The sequence below is a fragment of the Maribacter algicola genome (assembly GCF_003933245.1).
GTDB lineage: Bacteria > Bacteroidota > Bacteroidia > Flavobacteriales > Flavobacteriaceae > Maribacter > Maribacter algicola.
In genome coordinates, this window is sequence record NZ_QUSX01000001.1 from 1,668,553 (window position 1) to 1,684,872 (window position 16,320).

Annotated in this window: 20 protein-coding genes; 12 read left to right on the forward strand and 8 right to left on the reverse strand. The window is 41.0% G+C overall.

Annotated features, from left to right (window positions below; translation table 11 throughout):
* Nucleotides 1–1,296, reverse strand: a complete 1,296-nt coding sequence (locus DZC72_RS07090) for a M20/M25/M40 family metallo-hydrolase (RefSeq protein ID WP_125222145.1) — start codon at nt 1,294–1,296, stop codon at nt 1–3.
* Between the two features lie 144 nt (nt 1,297–1,440).
* The gene (gene ahcY, locus DZC72_RS07095) at nt 1,441–2,757 is read right to left on the reverse strand and encodes an adenosylhomocysteinase (RefSeq protein ID WP_125222146.1); all 1,317 of its coding nucleotides are present in this window, start codon (nt 2,755–2,757) and stop codon (nt 1,441–1,443) included.
* Between the two features lie 80 nt (nt 2,758–2,837).
* Here ahcY and DZC72_RS07100 point away from each other — a divergent pair, with 80 nt between their 5' ends.
* The 8 genes from DZC72_RS07100 (at nt 2,838) to DZC72_RS07130 (ending at nt 9,830) form a co-directional block, all read left to right on the forward strand.
* On the forward strand, nt 2,838–3,470 hold the full coding sequence (locus tag DZC72_RS07100) for a 4'-phosphopantetheinyl transferase family protein (protein ID WP_125222147.1): 633 nt from the start codon (nt 2,838–2,840) through the stop codon (nt 3,468–3,470).
* A 51-nt stretch (nt 3,471–3,521) separates the two neighbouring features.
* The gene (locus DZC72_RS07105; RefSeq protein WP_125222148.1) at nt 3,522–3,782 is read left to right on the forward strand and encodes a hypothetical protein; all 261 of its coding nucleotides are present in this window, start codon (nt 3,522–3,524) and stop codon (nt 3,780–3,782) included.
* The gene (gene pnuC, locus DZC72_RS07110) at nt 3,766–4,398 is read left to right on the forward strand and encodes a nicotinamide riboside transporter PnuC (protein WP_207891714.1); all 633 of its coding nucleotides are present in this window, start codon (nt 3,766–3,768) and stop codon (nt 4,396–4,398) included. The genes DZC72_RS07105 and pnuC overlap by 17 nt, the downstream gene beginning before the upstream one ends.
* Complete coding sequence (locus DZC72_RS07115; RefSeq protein WP_125222149.1) at nt 4,359–4,922, forward strand: AAA family ATPase; 564 nt, start codon at nt 4,359–4,361, stop codon at nt 4,920–4,922. Before pnuC ends, DZC72_RS07115 begins: the two co-directional genes overlap by 40 nt.
* Nucleotides 4,919–6,457, forward strand: a complete 1,539-nt coding sequence (locus DZC72_RS07120) for a DUF4301 family protein (protein WP_125222150.1) — start codon at nt 4,919–4,921, stop codon at nt 6,455–6,457. Before DZC72_RS07115 ends, DZC72_RS07120 begins: the two co-directional genes overlap by 4 nt.
* 223 nt (nt 6,458–6,680) lie before the next feature.
* The gene (locus tag DZC72_RS07125) at nt 6,681–6,989 is read left to right on the forward strand and encodes a hypothetical protein (RefSeq protein ID WP_125222151.1); all 309 of its coding nucleotides are present in this window, start codon (nt 6,681–6,683) and stop codon (nt 6,987–6,989) included.
* Between the two features lie 383 nt (nt 6,990–7,372).
* On the forward strand, nt 7,373–7,609 hold the full coding sequence (locus DZC72_RS17740; RefSeq protein ID WP_165869286.1) for a hypothetical protein: 237 nt from the start codon (nt 7,373–7,375) through the stop codon (nt 7,607–7,609).
* Between the two features lie 40 nt (nt 7,610–7,649).
* Nucleotides 7,650–9,830, forward strand: coding sequence for a TonB-dependent receptor (locus tag DZC72_RS07130; protein ID WP_125222152.1), 2,181 nt, complete (start codon nt 7,650–7,652; stop codon nt 9,828–9,830).
* 91 nt (nt 9,831–9,921) lie between these two features.
* Here DZC72_RS07130 and DZC72_RS07135 read toward each other — a convergent pair whose 3' ends face one another.
* The gene (locus tag DZC72_RS07135; protein WP_165869287.1) at nt 9,922–10,359 is read right to left on the reverse strand and encodes a Rieske (2Fe-2S) protein; all 438 of its coding nucleotides are present in this window, start codon (nt 10,357–10,359) and stop codon (nt 9,922–9,924) included.
* A gap of 133 nt (nt 10,360–10,492) precedes the next feature.
* On the opposite strand from DZC72_RS07135, the gene greA reads away from it, so the two are divergent.
* Both greA and DZC72_RS07145 read left to right on the forward strand, forming a co-directional pair.
* Nucleotides 10,493–10,969 (forward strand): transcription elongation factor GreA, encoded by a 477-nt coding sequence (greA, locus tag DZC72_RS07140; RefSeq protein ID WP_125222153.1) that lies wholly within the window; start codon nt 10,493–10,495, stop codon nt 10,967–10,969.
* Nucleotides 10,970–11,044: 75 nt separating this feature from the next.
* The gene (locus DZC72_RS07145; RefSeq protein ID WP_125222154.1) at nt 11,045–11,434 is read left to right on the forward strand and encodes an HIT family protein; all 390 of its coding nucleotides are present in this window, start codon (nt 11,045–11,047) and stop codon (nt 11,432–11,434) included.
* Here the strand turns inward: DZC72_RS07145 and DZC72_RS07150 are convergent.
* Together DZC72_RS07150 and DZC72_RS07155 are read right to left on the reverse strand one after the other, a co-directional pair.
* On the reverse strand, nt 11,424–11,780 hold the full coding sequence (locus tag DZC72_RS07150; RefSeq protein ID WP_125222155.1) for a hypothetical protein: 357 nt from the start codon (nt 11,778–11,780) through the stop codon (nt 11,424–11,426). The genes DZC72_RS07145 and DZC72_RS07150 overlap by 11 nt on opposite strands.
* 2 nt (nt 11,781–11,782) lie before the next feature.
* Nucleotides 11,783–12,931, reverse strand: a complete 1,149-nt coding sequence (locus DZC72_RS07155; RefSeq protein ID WP_125222156.1) for a sensor histidine kinase — start codon at nt 12,929–12,931, stop codon at nt 11,783–11,785.
* Between the two features lie 325 nt (nt 12,932–13,256).
* Between DZC72_RS07155 and DZC72_RS07160 the strand changes: the two genes are divergently transcribed.
* Both DZC72_RS07160 and aat read left to right on the forward strand, forming a co-directional pair.
* Nucleotides 13,257–13,631, forward strand: a complete 375-nt coding sequence (locus tag DZC72_RS07160; protein WP_125222157.1) for a DUF3127 domain-containing protein — start codon at nt 13,257–13,259, stop codon at nt 13,629–13,631.
* A gap of 144 nt (nt 13,632–13,775) precedes the next feature.
* The gene (gene aat, locus DZC72_RS07165) at nt 13,776–14,411 is read left to right on the forward strand and encodes a leucyl/phenylalanyl-tRNA--protein transferase (RefSeq protein ID WP_125222636.1); all 636 of its coding nucleotides are present in this window, start codon (nt 13,776–13,778) and stop codon (nt 14,409–14,411) included.
* Here aat and DZC72_RS07170 read toward each other — a convergent pair.
* The 3 genes from DZC72_RS07170 to DZC72_RS07180 are packed head-to-tail and all read right to left on the reverse strand — an operon-like array spanning nt 14,400 to nt 16,228.
* On the reverse strand, nt 14,400–15,092 hold the full coding sequence (locus tag DZC72_RS07170; protein ID WP_125222158.1) for a DUF2490 domain-containing protein: 693 nt from the start codon (nt 15,090–15,092) through the stop codon (nt 14,400–14,402). The two genes, aat and DZC72_RS07170, sit on opposite strands and share 12 nt — an antisense overlap.
* Nucleotides 15,079–15,663 carry a hypothetical protein gene (locus DZC72_RS07175; protein WP_125222159.1) on the reverse strand — a complete coding sequence of 195 codons (585 nt, stop codon included), beginning with the start codon at nt 15,661–15,663 and terminating at the stop codon, nt 15,079–15,081. Before DZC72_RS07175 ends, DZC72_RS07170 begins: the two co-directional genes overlap by 14 nt.
* The gene (locus DZC72_RS07180) at nt 15,650–16,228 is read right to left on the reverse strand and encodes a DNA-3-methyladenine glycosylase I (protein WP_125222160.1); all 579 of its coding nucleotides are present in this window, start codon (nt 16,226–16,228) and stop codon (nt 15,650–15,652) included. The genes DZC72_RS07175 and DZC72_RS07180 overlap by 14 nt, the downstream gene beginning before the upstream one ends.
* Nucleotides 16,229–16,320: the final 92 nt, after the last annotated feature.

A 16,320-nucleotide genomic window follows, 5' to 3' on the forward strand; every position in this document is an offset into this window, starting at 1 on the left:
TTATTTGTCCAATCCTGCTTGTGCCAATGTAATCAAGAGGGCTAGCTTAATGGATTCCTCTGCGGATTCATCATTTACATACCATTCATGCAATGAATGCGCCCCGCCCCCAGAACCGCCCCGGCCAATGCAAACGGCAGGGATACCTTTTGAAACTGGAATGTTTATATTTGTAGAGCCCGTGCCCAATGAAGGGGTTCCACCAAAATATTCGGTAGCGGCTATGCTCCTTTGAACCAAGGGGATATCCGAAGACAGTTCACCCGAAGGCCTGTCACCGATTTTAATGAGTTCATAAGTTACTTCGCCCTCAACACCACTGGAATTGTATTCGTTTATTGCCTTTTCTACTGATGACTTAAAGATTTCTTCGATCTCATCCAAGTTCTTAGGGCTGATGGCCCTCATGTCAACCTCCATCCAAGACTCGAACGGAATTGAATTAACGGAAGTGCCACCTCCAATGCGGCCAACATTGAAACTTGTTTTGGAGATATCGCCAGAGGTATATTCCCAAGCCGACTTAGAAAAAACATCAATAGCCTTACCTAGGGCATGATGTGGATTGGCAAGTCCGAAAGCACCCCAAGAGTGCCCTCCTTTTCCTTTGACCAACAATTTGTATCGTTTGGAGCCCAAACCTGCATTGCTGATCCTTCCCATACTACCACCGTCAATGGCAATCCAAGAGTCAATGTCCATGCCGGACTCGTTGAAAATGTACTTCATCCCCCTCAAATCGCCCAATCCTTCCTCACCCACCGAGCCAACGATAAGAATATCCTTATCGGTTTTGATTCCTGCTTTGTTCATACCCTTAAGCATGGAAATTAAATTTGCCAACGCTCTTGTGTCATCCCCAATTCCCGGGGCTTTCAAGGTGTCGCCAACCTTTTTGACGGTAACGTCCGTACCTTCAGGGAAAACAACGTCCAGGTGGGCATCGATTCCTACATAGCCAGATTCCCCACTTGTACCTTTTTTAAGACCTATGACATTTCCAACTTTGTCCGTCCATAGACTGTCCACGCCTGCTTCTTCGAGCAGCTTGGCAAAGGCGATACCCCTTTTGTCTTCCTTAAAAGGTGCTGCGAGAATTTCGGTGAGGGCAATGTGGTCTTGAGTGGTTTGTTCCTTTTGTTGCTCAATGTATTTAAATGCCGTTGCCACTTTTTTATCCTTTGCCAAGCGCTCGATTTCCTTTGTGAATTTTTTATCGATGGAGATCGCATCCTGTGCTCCTGAAATATGGACAACCAACAGGCTGGCCAAGGCTATCAAATGTATTTTGCTCATAAACATTTATTTTTTAAATGGGATTAAATTCCAAGGTTACATTTTCATTGTTAATTTAACGGATAATCCAATAAAGAAAAACCACTGGACCAAAAAATAAAGCCCTTACTTTTTGGTAAGGGCTTTTATGGGTCAAATTAGGAATTAATATCTGTAATAATCCGGTTTGTAAGGACCTTCCACAGTAACCCCAATGTATTCTGCTTGCTCCTCATTAAGCTCGGTTAATTCGGCACCTAGTCTTTCCAAATGCAGCTTGGCCACTTTTTCGTCCAAATGCTTGGGCAGCATGTATACTTGGTTTTCATAATTTTCACTGTTTTTCCAAAGTTCAATTTGGGCCAGTGTTTGGTTTGTAAAAGAATTGCTCATTACAAAACTTGGATGGCCTGTAGCGCAACCTAAGTTTACCAATCTACCTTCGGCTAGTACTATGACATCCTTACCATTTATGGTATATTTATCTACTTGGGGCTTTATTTCATCCTTGGTGTCGCCGTAGTTTTTGTTCAACCATGCCATATCGATTTCATTGTCGAAATGGCCAATATTGCAGACGATGGCCTTATCCTTTAGGGCTACAAAATGCTCCGCCCTAATAATATCCTTGTTTCCTGTGGTGGTAATTACAATATCCGCATTTCCAATAACTGTTTCCAATTTTTTGACTTCAAAACCGTCCATACAGGCTTGTAATGCACAAATAGGATCAATTTCCGTAACCGTAACGATAGAGCCGGCTCCTTTGAAAGAAGCAGCGGTACCTTTACCTACGTCACCGTAGCCTGCTACGACCACCCTTTTTCCCGCAAGCATAGTATCCGTTGCCCTTCTGACGGCATCCACGGCACTTTCCTTACAGCCATATTTGTTGTCGAACTTTGATTTGGTCACTGAATCGTTTACATTGATTGCAGGCATGGGCAAAGTTCCTTTTTTGACACGCTCGTATAAACGGTGAACCCCGGTAGTGGTTTCCTCTGACAATCCTTTTATACCAGCTGCCAGTTCAGGATATTTATCCAAAACCATGTTGGTTAAGTCACCGCCATCGTCCAGTATCATATTCAAGGGCTTTCTGTCCTCGCCAAAGAATAAAGTTTGTTCAATACACCAATCAAACTCTTTTTCGTTCATTCCTTTCCATGCATATACTGGAATGCCTGCTTCTGCGATAGCCGCTGCGGCCTGGTCTTGAGTGGAAAAAATATTACAGGAGCTCCAAGTAACTTCCGCTCCTAAGGCCACCAAGGTCTCGATCAATACGGCTGTTTGAATGGTCATGTGCAAACAACCTGCAATGCGTGCCCCTTTCAATGGTTGTTCATCCTTGTATTCTTCACGTAGGGACATTAAACCGGGCATTTCGGCCTCTGCCAATTCAATTTCTTTTCTCCCCCATGCTGCAAGACTCATGTCTTTTACCTTAAAAGGAATGTAGGGAATGGTTGTAGTGCTCATATGTTATTTTCTTTTTACTTTCGTTTTACTACGACTAGCTATTTTATTAGTCCCAAAGGTACAAAATACGTGAAAAATCAATGCCCCTTTACAAAACTATAACAGTAAACTTGAATACTTCCATAGCCATTTGGAAGGTAGAAGAGACGGAAACTTTTTTGGGAAAGGGGATTCTGTTAACGGATCATTGTCAAAACCGATACAATGGCATGAAGTCCGAATTGCACCGAAGGGCATTTTTAAGTATCAGGCACTTATTGGTACTCTATGGTTATGAAGACAAGGATTTGGTTTACGATGAATTTGGGAAACCCCATTTAAAGGATGGTAACTTTATTTCCATAACTCACTCGCATCATTTTACTGCAATAATTATTAGTCGGACAGAACAGGTAGGCATTGATATTGAAAAGAACAGGGAAAAAATTCTCAGGATAGCCCATAAGTTTACCCCTTTCGAAGAGTACAGGACCTTGGCGAATACAGAGGCCATTATTAGGAAACTGACCATTGTTTGGGGTGCCAAGGAATCGCTTTACAAAATTTACGGCCAACAGGGTATCAGTTTTCTGCACCATATCCATGTGGCCGACTTCTCCTTTGCCCAGAACCAAACTACCGCCAAGATCATTTATCAGGGGGATATATCCTTATATGAAGTTCATTTTATGGAGTTCGAAGGTTTTACCCTCGTATATGCCATTAAGGGGTAAATGAAGTAGTTTTTGCACTAATAATCAAATATATTTACCAAAACAATTTTCATGGACATATCCGTAGAACTTACTTTTTCCCCATTACAGGACGATTTTGAGGAACATATCATCAATTTTATTAAAAAACTAAGACACTCCGGACTTGTCGTTTTGGAAAATCCTTTAAGTACCCAAGTTTTTGGACCTTATGACACCGTTATGGATGTGTTGAAGACCGAAATCAAAATCGCTTTTGAACTCATGGACAAAGGCCTTATGTATATGAAGTTGGTCAAGTCCGACAGAAGCGAATATGAGCCCCATTTTTGATTTTTTCCTTGGGCCCTACCGGGATAAAGAGACCTTCATCATAATCATTGAAGCCATTGTCTTTGTAACCGGTATATTAAGTGTTTGGTACGCGAAGAAGGAGAATATTTGGGTGTACCCAACGGGTTTGGTAGCAACTATCCTTACCGTGTATCTTTTATTTAGGGACCGATTGCTGGGTGACATGATGATGAACTTCTATTTTTCGGTCATGAGTGTTTACGGCTGGTGGAATTGGGCCAGGACCAAGAACAATGAAAAGGTCGTACAGATTTCAAGGACCAATACCAGGGAAAAGAGCATCGGTTTTGGACTTTTTATGCTGACAATGGTCGTTACCTATGTTGTATACCGAATTTTTGATGTGGAAGTAGGTCCATCAAACTATATCGATATTTTTACCTCGGGTATCTTCTTTACAGGTATGTGGTACATGGCGCTCAAAAAGTTGGAAAATTGGACCCTCTGGATTTTGGCCGATATTATTACGGTACCCTTATATGCCTACAGGGGTTGGGGAATGCTTTCCTTGCAATATCTTATATTTACCATCTTGGCAATCCAAGGCTATATTGAATGGAAGAAAAGTATAGACAACGACCATCGAACATCCTAAAAGTGGTCCTTTTTGGTCCTGAATCTACAGGAAAAACCACCTTATCGGAACAATTGGCCAGACATTATAACACCGTTTGGGTTCCTGAGTACGCCAGGGAATATCTTCAAAGCAAATGGAACAACGAACGAAAGACTTGTGAGCCGGAAGACCTCTTGCCCATTGCCGAAGGTCAAATGAGATTGGAAAACGAACTCACCAAAAAAGCTACGGATATTCTCATTTGTGATACCGATCTATTGGAAACTAAAGTATATTCAGAAGCATATTATGTTGGGGATTGTGACCCTATATTGGAAAAGTATGCTCTTGAAAATTCTTATGACCTTTATTTACTTACCTATATAGACATTCCTTGGGAGGCGGACGACCTTAGGGACAAACCAGACGAAAGAGAGCAAATGTTCGAATATTTCAAGGCAACTTTGGAAAAGTATCATCGCAATTTTAGTATCTTAAAAGGGAATAAAAAAGAGCGCCTAAAGCGTGCAGTTGAACTTATAGATAATTTACGCAGAAAATGATAGCACTATCGGAACAGGATATGAAACAGATGGCGAACAAGGGGATTGCCAAGGAAAGAGTAGAGGATCAAATCAATACCTTCAAGGAAGGAATTCCCTTTGTGGATCTGCAAAGTGCCGCTGTTGTTGGCAACGGTATTCTTCGTTTTACGGAGGGGGAAGAAAGGGAGTTGATCAACTATTATGAATCCAACGTTAGTAACTTGGATATTCTAAAGTTTGTGCCAGCATCGGGGGCCGCTTCAAGGATGTTCAAGGCACTTTTTTCTTTTTTGGATTCCTATGATCCTTCCAATGAATCCCTTGAAGCTTATTTTGAACGAACGGGTGATAAGGATATTAAAAAGCTTGCCACAGGTTTGGAACAAATGCCATTTTATAAAAAAGTCATGGACAGGCTTCCTTCTAAATTTAATTCTCAAGGGGAAAAGGTATTTAAATTCGTAAAGGAACTTTTAGTCGAAGAGGCATTGAACTACGGCTTTTATCCAAAGGGTTTATTGCCATTTCATAAATATGGCGAAAATACGGCGACCCCTTTTGAGGAGCACCTAAAGGAAGGTGCCCTCTATGCAAGTTCCTCAAACGGCAGCCAATTACACTTTACGATATCTGAACAACATGAAGAAATGTTCAAGGCCGAATTGGATGCCGTTGGGGAGCGTGTTTCCAAAGATACAGGGATAGACTATTCGGTTAGCTACTCCTTTCAAAAACCATCCACGGATACCATTGCGGTGGATATGAACAATGAACCCTTCCGGAATCCGGATGGGACCGTATTGTTCCGCCCGGGGGGTCATGGTGCTTTGATAGAGAACCTGAACGAACAGGATGCCGATATTATTTTCATCAAAAACATTGATAATGTGGCCGTAATGCAGGATGCAAAAGCGGTCGCGGACAGCAAAAAGACCTTGGCAGGTGTCCTGCTGAAAGTCCAGAAAAAAGCTTTTGAATATGCTAAAATGCTTGATGAGGGAAGTGTCTCCGAAAAAGAACTGGATATAATAAGGGTTTTCTTATCCGAAGAAATGAACGTAAAATTTTCCAAGGATTTCGATAGTCTATCCAATAAGGAAAAGACGGACGTTTTAAAATCCAAAATCAATAGGCCCATCCGCATTTGTGGTATGGTGAAAAACGAAGGCGAACCGGGTGGCGGTCCGTTTTGGATAAAAAATGCTGATGGTGAGATTTCATTACAGATTATAGAATCCGCCCAAATCGATATGGATAACCCAAAGCAAGTGGACATTCTACAAAATTCGACCCACTTCAATCCGGTCGATTTGGTCTGTGGTATTCGCGACTACAAAGGAAACAAATTCAACCTTTTGGATTTTATCGACCCCAAACAGGGTTTTATCACCGAGAAAACTATGAATGGAAAGGAATTAAAGGCACTAGAGCTTCCTGGTCTATGGAACGGTGCCATGGCACATTGGAATACCATTTTTGTTGAAGTTCCCTTGGTAACCTTTAATCCGGTAAAGACGGTTCTAGATCTTTTAAAGGATTCGCACCAAGCTTAAAATTTAATCATAGGCAATAAAAAAAGTGTGTACTTGTTACGCAATATTTTTATCTCAAAGATTATAAGTCTTAACATAATGAATAGTGCCCATGCTTTTTTGAGACATACTGGGTATGATCTCTTTATGCGTTAAAAAAAAGTAAAGTTTTATAGTCAAACATCCAACTTGGCAATGACCCCGTAAATAAAGGTAAGTACGAATCATTAACATAAAATATCTAATGAAAAAGTATATCCTATTTAGCATAGTGGTTTTTGCAACGATAATGAGCGGCCATGCAAATTCTTACCAAATGGAAAAAGTTTCAAAAATTGAAATGGTAAATGACGATTATGAAAGAATTCCGTCCAGTGAGTTGACCCCCGCCGTAGTGGAAGAAATTTTAAAGGAATATCCAACATCAAAGTTGGGAGCGGCCTATAGAAATTCTAAAGGAATATTTAAGTTGGTCATGGTATTGAAAAGTGGTACAAGAAGAACGGTCTATATTGATCCTTATGGAAATTGGATTACCAATAAGAAAAGATGACGAATACTGTATTCATTAATCTAAAAAAGGCTGCCTCGGCAGCCTTTTTTTATTTTTCAAATGCGTATTAAAGATTTTCTTTTCAATGATTATTGACAAAAAAAAATATACTTCGTAAATCATTGATTTTCAAATAACAAAAATAAACGTATCAGTTTTTATTTTTAGAAAGGTGACCTTAGCGCTCAAACTGTGTCCTATAAGATGTAAAGAAATTTAAGAACCCTCGAAAGTCAAACACTAACCGTTAACTGTAAAGGGACCATTAAGTTTCAGGACAATTCGACAAAAACGGGCTATTACAATTTGTGGTAGTTGTGTTATGGGAGTTTTCATAAGGTTTTGGTTGTTGTACCCTAGTTTTGGTCCTGAAATTAATCTTGATGGTGGTAAAGGGAGCTGGTCAGTCGGCTCCCTTTTTTTATCAATTTTTTGTCGATCAATATCAATTTATTCAAACAAGCGGTGTATTTTTGCGCCATCTCAAAGGGGTGCCTAATCCTATAAAGGAGGAAGCTGAGATTATACCCAATGAACCTGGGCAGGTAATGCTGCCAAGGGATGGCAATCGCCACATTAGGATTATCAAGGTCCTTAGTTGGACAAAAATTCATGTTTAATTTAGAATAATAGCCCCTTTTATTCGTAACACTTTTACGAATGAAACAATCTATGTTCGCAACATTGGCCTTACTAGGCCTTACCATGGGCTCGTACGCCCAACAACAACCAACGGAAACGGATTCCCTAGAAGGGAAGAAAGTGGTACTGGACGAAGTCTTTGTCTCCGCGGTACGTGTTACCAAGGAGTCCCCGGTAACCTTTTCCAATTTAACAAAGGAAGAAATCAAACCAAGAAATTTAGGTCAGGACATTCCTATTTTAATGAATTTTTTGCCTTCTGTGGTTACCACCTCCGATGCTGGGGCCGGAGTAGGGTATACTGGTATTCGGGTACGCGGTAGCGATGCCACAAGGGTAAATGTTACTATTAATGGTATCCCGTACAACGATGCGGAATCGCAAGGAACGTTTTGGGTGAACATGCCCGATTTTGCCTCCTCTACCGAGAGTCTGCAGCTACAGCGCGGTGTGGGAACCTCTACCAATGGAGCAGGAGCCTTTGGTGCCAGTCTCAATTTGTTGACCGATGGTTTTTCCGAAGATGCCTATGCCCAGATATCTTCTTCCTACGGCAGTTTCAATACGTTTAGGCGGAATATCAAGTTCAGCACGGGTCTCCTAAACGATATGGTGGAAATTTCCGGGAGGCTTTCACGAATAAATTCCGACGGGTATATCGACAGGGCTACATCAGATTTGGATTCCTATTTTCTGCAAGGCGCCTACAAGGACGATAATACCCTGATCAAGGCCCTACTTTTTGGGGGGCATGAAATCACCTACCAAGCTTGGTACGGTATCGATGCGGAGACTCTACGGACGGACCGCACCTTTAATCCGTCAGGAATTTATACCGATGAAAATGGCAACATTCAATTCTATGAGAACGAGGTGGACGACTACAAACAGGACCATGCCCAGCTTTTATGGAACGAACGGCTATCCGATTCCTGGAGTACCAACATCGCTCTGCATTATACCAAAGGTAGGGGATTTTTTGAGCAGTTTAGGGAGGACGATGCTTTTGAAACCTACGGTTTTGAACCCCTTAACGTGAACGGGGAAGAAGTGAACACCACTGACCTGATCCGGCGACGTTGGTTGGACAATGATTTTTACGGTACCGTTTTTTCCGCAACGTATGATAGGGAAAACCTGAACCTGATTTTTGGGGGCGGATGGAACAACTACGAAGGAGACCACTTTGGCGAAGTCATCTGGGCAAGGTTTGCCAGCAATGGTGAATACAAGGACCGATATTATGATGACACCTCAAAAAAATCCGATTTTAATATCTATTCCAAGGCAAATTATAAGCTGAACGACCATTGGTCGCTCTACGGTGATTTACAATATAGAACGGTAGGGTATCAGGCCAATGGCGAGGATACGGGTATGGTAGATGATACCTTCAACTTTTTTAATCCCAAAGCGGGGGTTACTTATGATTTAAACCGAAATAATAATTTCTACTTCTCCTATGCCCGGGCTAACCGGGAACCCAATAGGAACGATTATGAAAATGGTAGTCCAAGACCCGAAAAATTGGACGATTGGGAATTGGGATGGCGCTACATTTCTCCAGACGTTCAAGTGAACACGAACCTTTACTATATGAAGTATCAGGATCAATTGGTATTGACCGGGGAACTGAACGATGTGGGTGCCCCGTTAAGGGCCAATGTGGGGGATAGTTATCGGTTTGGACTGGAAGTTGACGCACAAGTGCGAATAGGCACTAAGTTTACTTGGGGACCTAACATCACATTGAGTACCAATAAAAACAGGGATTTCCTTTTCCAAAGGGACGGAGTGTTGCAAAATTTGGGAAATACCAATATCGCCTATTCCCCAGATATTATAGCCGGAAACTTGATAACCTACAAGCCGGTGGAAGCATTTCAAATTTCCTTGTTGTCCAAATATGTGGGCAAACAGTTTATGGGGAATATAGATGCCGAGAGTTCCGTACTCGATGCCTATACCCAAACCGACCTGAATTTTCAGTATGAACTCCCATTCAAGGGTTTTTTGAAGAGCATTGTATTTTCAGGTTTGGTAAATAACCTGTTTGATGCGGATATCGTATCGAATGGATATTTCTTTACGTTTGATGATGATTTTTCAAACCCCGGAGTGATTACCACTGTGGAAGGTGCGGGATATTATCCGCAGGCGGGCATCAACTTTTTGTTAGGGGCGACGGTTAATTTTTAAACCTATTGCTTGTACCTGAAAAGGTAACAGTTTAAAAATCAAGACCCCAAAGGTTTTAGTCTTTGGGGTCTTTTTTATGTGATATAATTAGTTAGTTTGTTACGGTAACGCTATTTCCGCCAAAGCTTGTTCTGTATTCCAACATGTCATAGTAGCGATTGCCATCGTCCGGTCTGTTGAGCATCTGTCCCGTAAAAAGACTGTATTCATAGTCCTCGCAGGAGCAGGTCGCTACCTGACCGTTCAAGGTCATGGTGGAACAATCGTTGGGCGCGTGGTTGGGACAACTGGCTTCAAAGGCTCGAAACTGGTTAAATCCGGCATTAATTATAAAAACCCCACGGGTACCCACGCCATCAAGTATAATTCGAACTGCACTTCCCGTATTGGTTAAAGGATTATACTCTGGTAAGTTGAGGTTGGCATCGAACCTAAAATTGATTTCCTGCAGATAGGGATTGCGGTTTGTGGTGTTATTGTCGCAGGCCAGAAAAAACAGAAAAAGAATAAGAGCGGATATGCGTTTCATGCTGTAAGAATGTTTGGGGATTCGATACTTAAATTTGTACAAAATTATATATATTTGTGGGAAATCCTCTCTAAAAAAGTCATGGGTATATGGCTGTTATAGAGGATTTTGCTATTTATAAAACGATGAACTAATGAGTAACGTATCATATTACACTGCTGAGGGACTTAAAAAGTTAAAGGAGGAATTGAATTACTTGAGGGATGTGGAGCGGCCAAAGGCTTCCCAGGCCATCGCGGATGCCCGGGATAAGGGAGACTTGTCCGAAAACGCGGAATATGATGCCGCCAAGGAGGCCCAGGGACTGCTGGAAATGAAGATTTCCAAAATGGAGGCCACCTTGGCAAATGCCCGATTGATTGACGAATCCCAATTGGATACGTCCAAGGTACTTGTACTGTCTACCGTAAAGTTAAAGAACCAGACCAACGGTATGGAGATGAAATATAAACTGGTCGCGGAAAGCGAAGCCGATTTAAAATCCGGGAAAATATCCGTGAACTCACCCATCGGAAAAGGATTGTTGGGGAAAAGCGTGGGCGAAGTGGCGGAAATATCCGTACCAAACGGCACCATGAGATTCGATATTCTTGAAATCACAAGGGAATAATAGATTCGAATTGCTTAATTTTAATCCCACCATATTTCTACTATGGTGGGATTTTTATTTACTAAAACCTGAACCATGGCAACCCTATTCACTAAAATCATAAATAGAGAAATACCCTGCTACAAAATTGCTGAAGATGAAAACTATTTGGCATTTTTGGATATCAATCCCAATGCTAAAGGCCATACCCTATGTATCCCCAAGGTTGAGGTAGATAAAATATTGGACTTGGACGAGGCTACCTATATGGGGCTTATGGCATTTTCCAGAAAGGTTGGAAAGGCCCTTGAACAGGCCGTGGAATGTAAACGGGTGGGGATAACGGTGATTGGCCTGGAAGTGCCGCACGTACATGTACATTTGATTCCTTTGAACTCCATGCAGGACGCTACTTTTCAAATTAAGGTAAAACTATCGGAAGAGGAATTTAAGCAGGTAGCTGAGGCGATCGCTTCTAAACTTTGATCGTTCCTCCCAAAAAGAAGTAGACCCCAATACCCACAATCGCGATCATCAGCAAAAGAATAATAAAAAATAGGAAGGTAGGTTTTGCGGATTTTTTTTCCGGTACGACGGTTTTCTGATAATAGTCGAACATACGTTCAATATCATCGGTCCATTTGACGGGATAGATCATGGAGTTACACTTTCTGCAAACAATTTGATTGGTAATCTCATTCGTAGTCTTATGGAAGAAGGCACCGTAGGTGTGCTTTTGGTAAAAAGTGAGCTTTAAATCCTGATTAAAACACTCGGGACAATTATTGTTCAAGTCTGCCTCCTTAATTACTTTCAGTTTTTCCTTTGCCATGATTATTGATGTACTTTAAGTGTGATTTGCATGATGGTTCCTTCTTTTCCTGAGGAGAGCACTTTTATCTTACCGTTATGATATTCCTCAATAATTCTTTTTACAAGGGATAAGCCAAGTCCCCATCCTCGTTTTTTAGTGGTTACGCCGGGGTTAAAAATAGTATTAAAACTACTTTTGGGGATTCCGTGACCGGTATCGGCCACAAGGATGTTCACATGTTTCCCATTGGGAACGATCTCAATGGCGATGCTTCCCTTGCCTTTCATTGCATCGATGCCATTCTTTACCAAATTTTCAATGGTCCAATTATAGAGCGATCGGTTCAATAAAACCTGTGCATTGTCGACCTTTGAATTAAAGGAAAAATGAATCAGTTTGGAACTCCTTCTTTTAAGATAATCATAGGCGTTCCTGGTTTCAATAACAATGTCGCTTGCATCCAGTTTTGGGAGGGAGCCAATTTTTGAAAACCGTTCCGTTATGGTCTGTAACCTCGCAATGTCCTTTTCTATTTCCTTCGTGATGTCCGTACTTATATTCTCGGTTTTCAAAAGCTCGTTCCATCCTAAAAGGGAGGAAAGTGGGGTGCCAATTTGGTGTGCCGTTTCCTTGGCCATTCCGGCCCACAGTTTGTTCTGTTCCGATGCCTTGTTCGTTTTAAAAAGAAAGTAAATAACGGCCCCAAACAACAGAATAATCAATAACAGGGCGATGGGGTAAAACTTCAATTTGTTCAATACTTCAGAATTACCATAGTAGAGTGTTGCCAAATGTTCTCCCTGCTGATCTATGGAGATGGGAACGTTCTCATCCTGGAACTGTTGTAACTTTTTGGAAATGTATAAAGAATCGGTAGCCAACTCAGAAGGAATATTGTTGGTCCTTATGGAACTATCCTTGTTTATAAGGATCATGGGCGTTGAGGTATTGTTTTGGAAAACCTTTAAATGAAGACTTCCTAAATCAACGTCTTCCGCAGATTGTAAAAATTCTGATTGGGCCGTGGCCCAAATCTCCATCTTTAAACGCTCTTCCTCCTTGAAGGTCTTAAAAAAGCTATTGGTATTCCAAAGAATCAAACTCACCACGATAAAGGAGCCAATAACAAGGAATATGTTCGTAGTCTTGTTTTTAGGACTAAAATTCATCCAGAAATTTTATACTATTAAAGATAACCTAAAATGTAATTATTTGTTGTGCTCGGGAGTTTATCTAGATCATTTCATGATGCGCTGTATCAGGGTTTTCGGATTAACCTTTCCTTCGGAGTGGTCGAATCGCAAATTTTCGGGATTCGGGTTAGGCAAAATACAGTCCCGAAAGCTTTCGGGATCTATTTTAGATTTTTGGGCAGAAATGAAACCGGTGATATGCCATAATGAGTTGCCTAGAGGATAGTTGGTTCCAAGAAATTCTTTATTTCCCCATTCATTTTGTTTATTTTTGGTTTCTGTTTATTAAAAGAGCATTAAGATGGAAATAGAAGGAAAGGTAAAATTGATTGGGGATACCCAAACATTTGGTAATAACGGTTTTAGGAAGCGTGAAGTTGTTGTAACCACAGATGAACAGTACCCCCAACATATTATGGTAGAGTTTGTACAGGACAAATGTGATTTGTTGAACAACTACAAGGTTGGGCAGGATGTAAAGATCAGCATCAATCTAAGAGGTAGGGAATGGGTAAATCCACAAGGCGAAACCAAGTATTTCAATTCCATACAAGGGTGGAGAATTGAAAGTTTGGCAGCTTCTCAACCAGAGGGAATGCCACCTGTACCTCCAATGGAGGCCTTTGAACCTGCCGACAATTTGAATGAGGAGGACCATGATGATTTGCCTTTTTAAATAGATTGACGAAAGCTATTTTTTATAATTACTTCGATATTCGAAAACTTGTTCGATCTGAAAAGGTTAAACAAGTTTTCGATTTTTTGGACTATTGTGTAATTTGAAAGAAAAGAATTTACCTTGCAGCGAGGACAAAATGCTATTTATTTTTTGGACCAGGAACTGTATTTTCCGCCAGTAGAAAGGGCAAATTCAGAAGGGTTATTGGCCGTTGGCGGCGACCTTTCCCCAGAAAGACTGCTACTGGCCTATAGAAGTGGAATTTTTCCTTGGTTCAATGATGACTCCCTGATTTTGTGGTGGAGCCCCGATCCAAGAATGGTGCTTTACCCAGAAGAAATATGTATTTCGAAAAGCATGCGCAAAGTGATCAAGTCCGATAAATTCAGTGTTACCGTAAACACCTGTTTTGAAAGCGTTGTGGAAAACTGCTCCGCTATAAAGCGGGATGGGCAAAAGGGCACATGGATTACTCAGGAAATGAAGTCTGCCTATATCAAACTACACGAAATAGGAATTGCAAAATCCTACGAAGTCTGGGAGGAGGGCAGTTTAGTGGGCGGTCTTTATGGTGTGGATCTTGGCCATGTTTTTTGTGGCGAGAGCATGTTCAGTAAAAAATCAAATACATCAAAGTTAGCCTTTATAAGGCTTGCCCATGATTTGCTTGAAAAAGGGTATCGTTTTGTAGATTGCCAATTGTACACGGACCATTTATCAAGTCTGGGTGCCAGGGAAATTTCCAGGGAATCTTTTATGGAACAATTAAAGGCTTAGGACAAGTTCTGTTAAAAAGAACAATACATTTTCTGTCGTATGTAAGTAATTTTCCGCCCTGTATTCCCCTCCAATCTGAAATTTGGTCGTTGGGCTAAGGATCCAACCTAGTTTGGGCGTTATCCTCTGGTCATATTCTGGATTCATGGATTTACCTACGCTTAAAAGGGCCTCTGTGGAGAGTACCAGGTATGGTTCGCCAACATCAAGTTCTTCGCCCTTCAATGGAAAATCTATCGCGAAACGATACCGAAACCTATGAACCGTATTTTCGTTGGTAATCCTTTGTTCTGCCCTAAATCGGTTTCCGTACCGGATACTTCCATTTTTAAAGGTGACGTTGAACTGTTGGGTGAGTCGGAGTTCGTTATTGGCGTTGTTGTCAAAGGAATTTCGGATCCTATATTTTATGCCAAAACCAACACTTTGGTTGTCCCTTGTTTTAAGATTGGAAAAATGGTTGATGTCAATTTGCCTGACAGTAAGTTGAACATCGGAGTCCCTATAAAGAAAGGACCGGTTTTCAATTGAAAAGTTGTGGGAATAATTGGGCGTTACATCATAATTCAAGGCCACCTGTGGATTCCAATAGCCCGTAAGGTTGTCTTGGGCCAAGTTCACGGATGGGGCCATAAAAACAATCAGAAAAAGTAGTACGGAAATACGTTTAATACAGGACATGGTCGTAATTGGGGGGTAGGGACTTACGCATTTTCTTAAAACTACCATCGGACCCAAAAAGCAGTTCGTAGTCAAAGTATTCCTTGTCCTTTTTTCCCGCCACGACGAATTCATAGTTTATGCCGGGTAGAATGAGGTTTTGAAATGCGTTACTTATCGTTTTCTCCTTCGTCTCTTTCTTGGAAACTGGATATTGTTGTTGAATTCTTTTGATACGGTATTTGCGAAAGGATTTATCTAGATACTTTCTTATTTCCTGCATGGGCTCAGAAGGGATATCCACTTCTTTGATTAGGATTTCAACATCCTCCAAGGTTCCCTCTTTATCAAACTCAATACTATACCATAGCCTATCTTTTTTAAACTTGGCCTCATAACTGATTTTGGTGCTATCCGTTTCCTTGTAGTATTTGATTCTTTTGGAGTCTTCCAGTCTATCTTTAATAAGACCAATGGCTGCTGGTGGAAACTGTGATTTCCGTATTCTAAATTCCCGCTCATATTTGTTTTGGGCGTTTACAAAACATCCTATAAGGAGTAAAAAAATTAGAACTGGGCTATATCTCTTCATATCTAAAACAACTTGTTTCGTGGTCATTAACCATTCCGGTCGCCTGCATCATGGCATAGACCACGGTGCTCCCCACAAACTTGAAGCCTCTTTTTTTTAAATCCTTGCTTATGGTATCTGAAAGAGGCGTCGTGCTAGGGGCTTCCTTATAATTGGAAACTTTATTTTTTATCGGTTTGTTGTCTACGAATGACCAATAATACGTGCTAAAACTTCCAAATTCATTTTGGATTTCCATAAAGGCAATGGCATTGGAAACCGTTGCATGTACCTTTAACTTGTTTCTAATGATACCTTCGTTTTCTAAAACTTCGTTTATTTCATTTTGATCGTACAGGGCTATTTTTTTGTAGTCGAATTGATCAAATGCTTTTCTAAAATTCTCTCGTTTCCTTAAGATAGTAATCCAACTAAGTCCCGCTTGAAAGGTTTCCAATACGAGAAATTCGAAAAGTGTGGCATCGTCCATCACAGGTACGCCCCATTCCGTATCATGATAGGCTTTGTATAATGGGTCGCCCATACACCAACCGCATCGTTTTGGTTCATCTTGATTTGCTTTCATACATGATCTACCTTTAGGGCAAAAGTAAAAAATCCCGCTACAAGAATTTTTGCGGCGGGATTTTTGTTTCGGTATTTGTTCCCAAATAATAG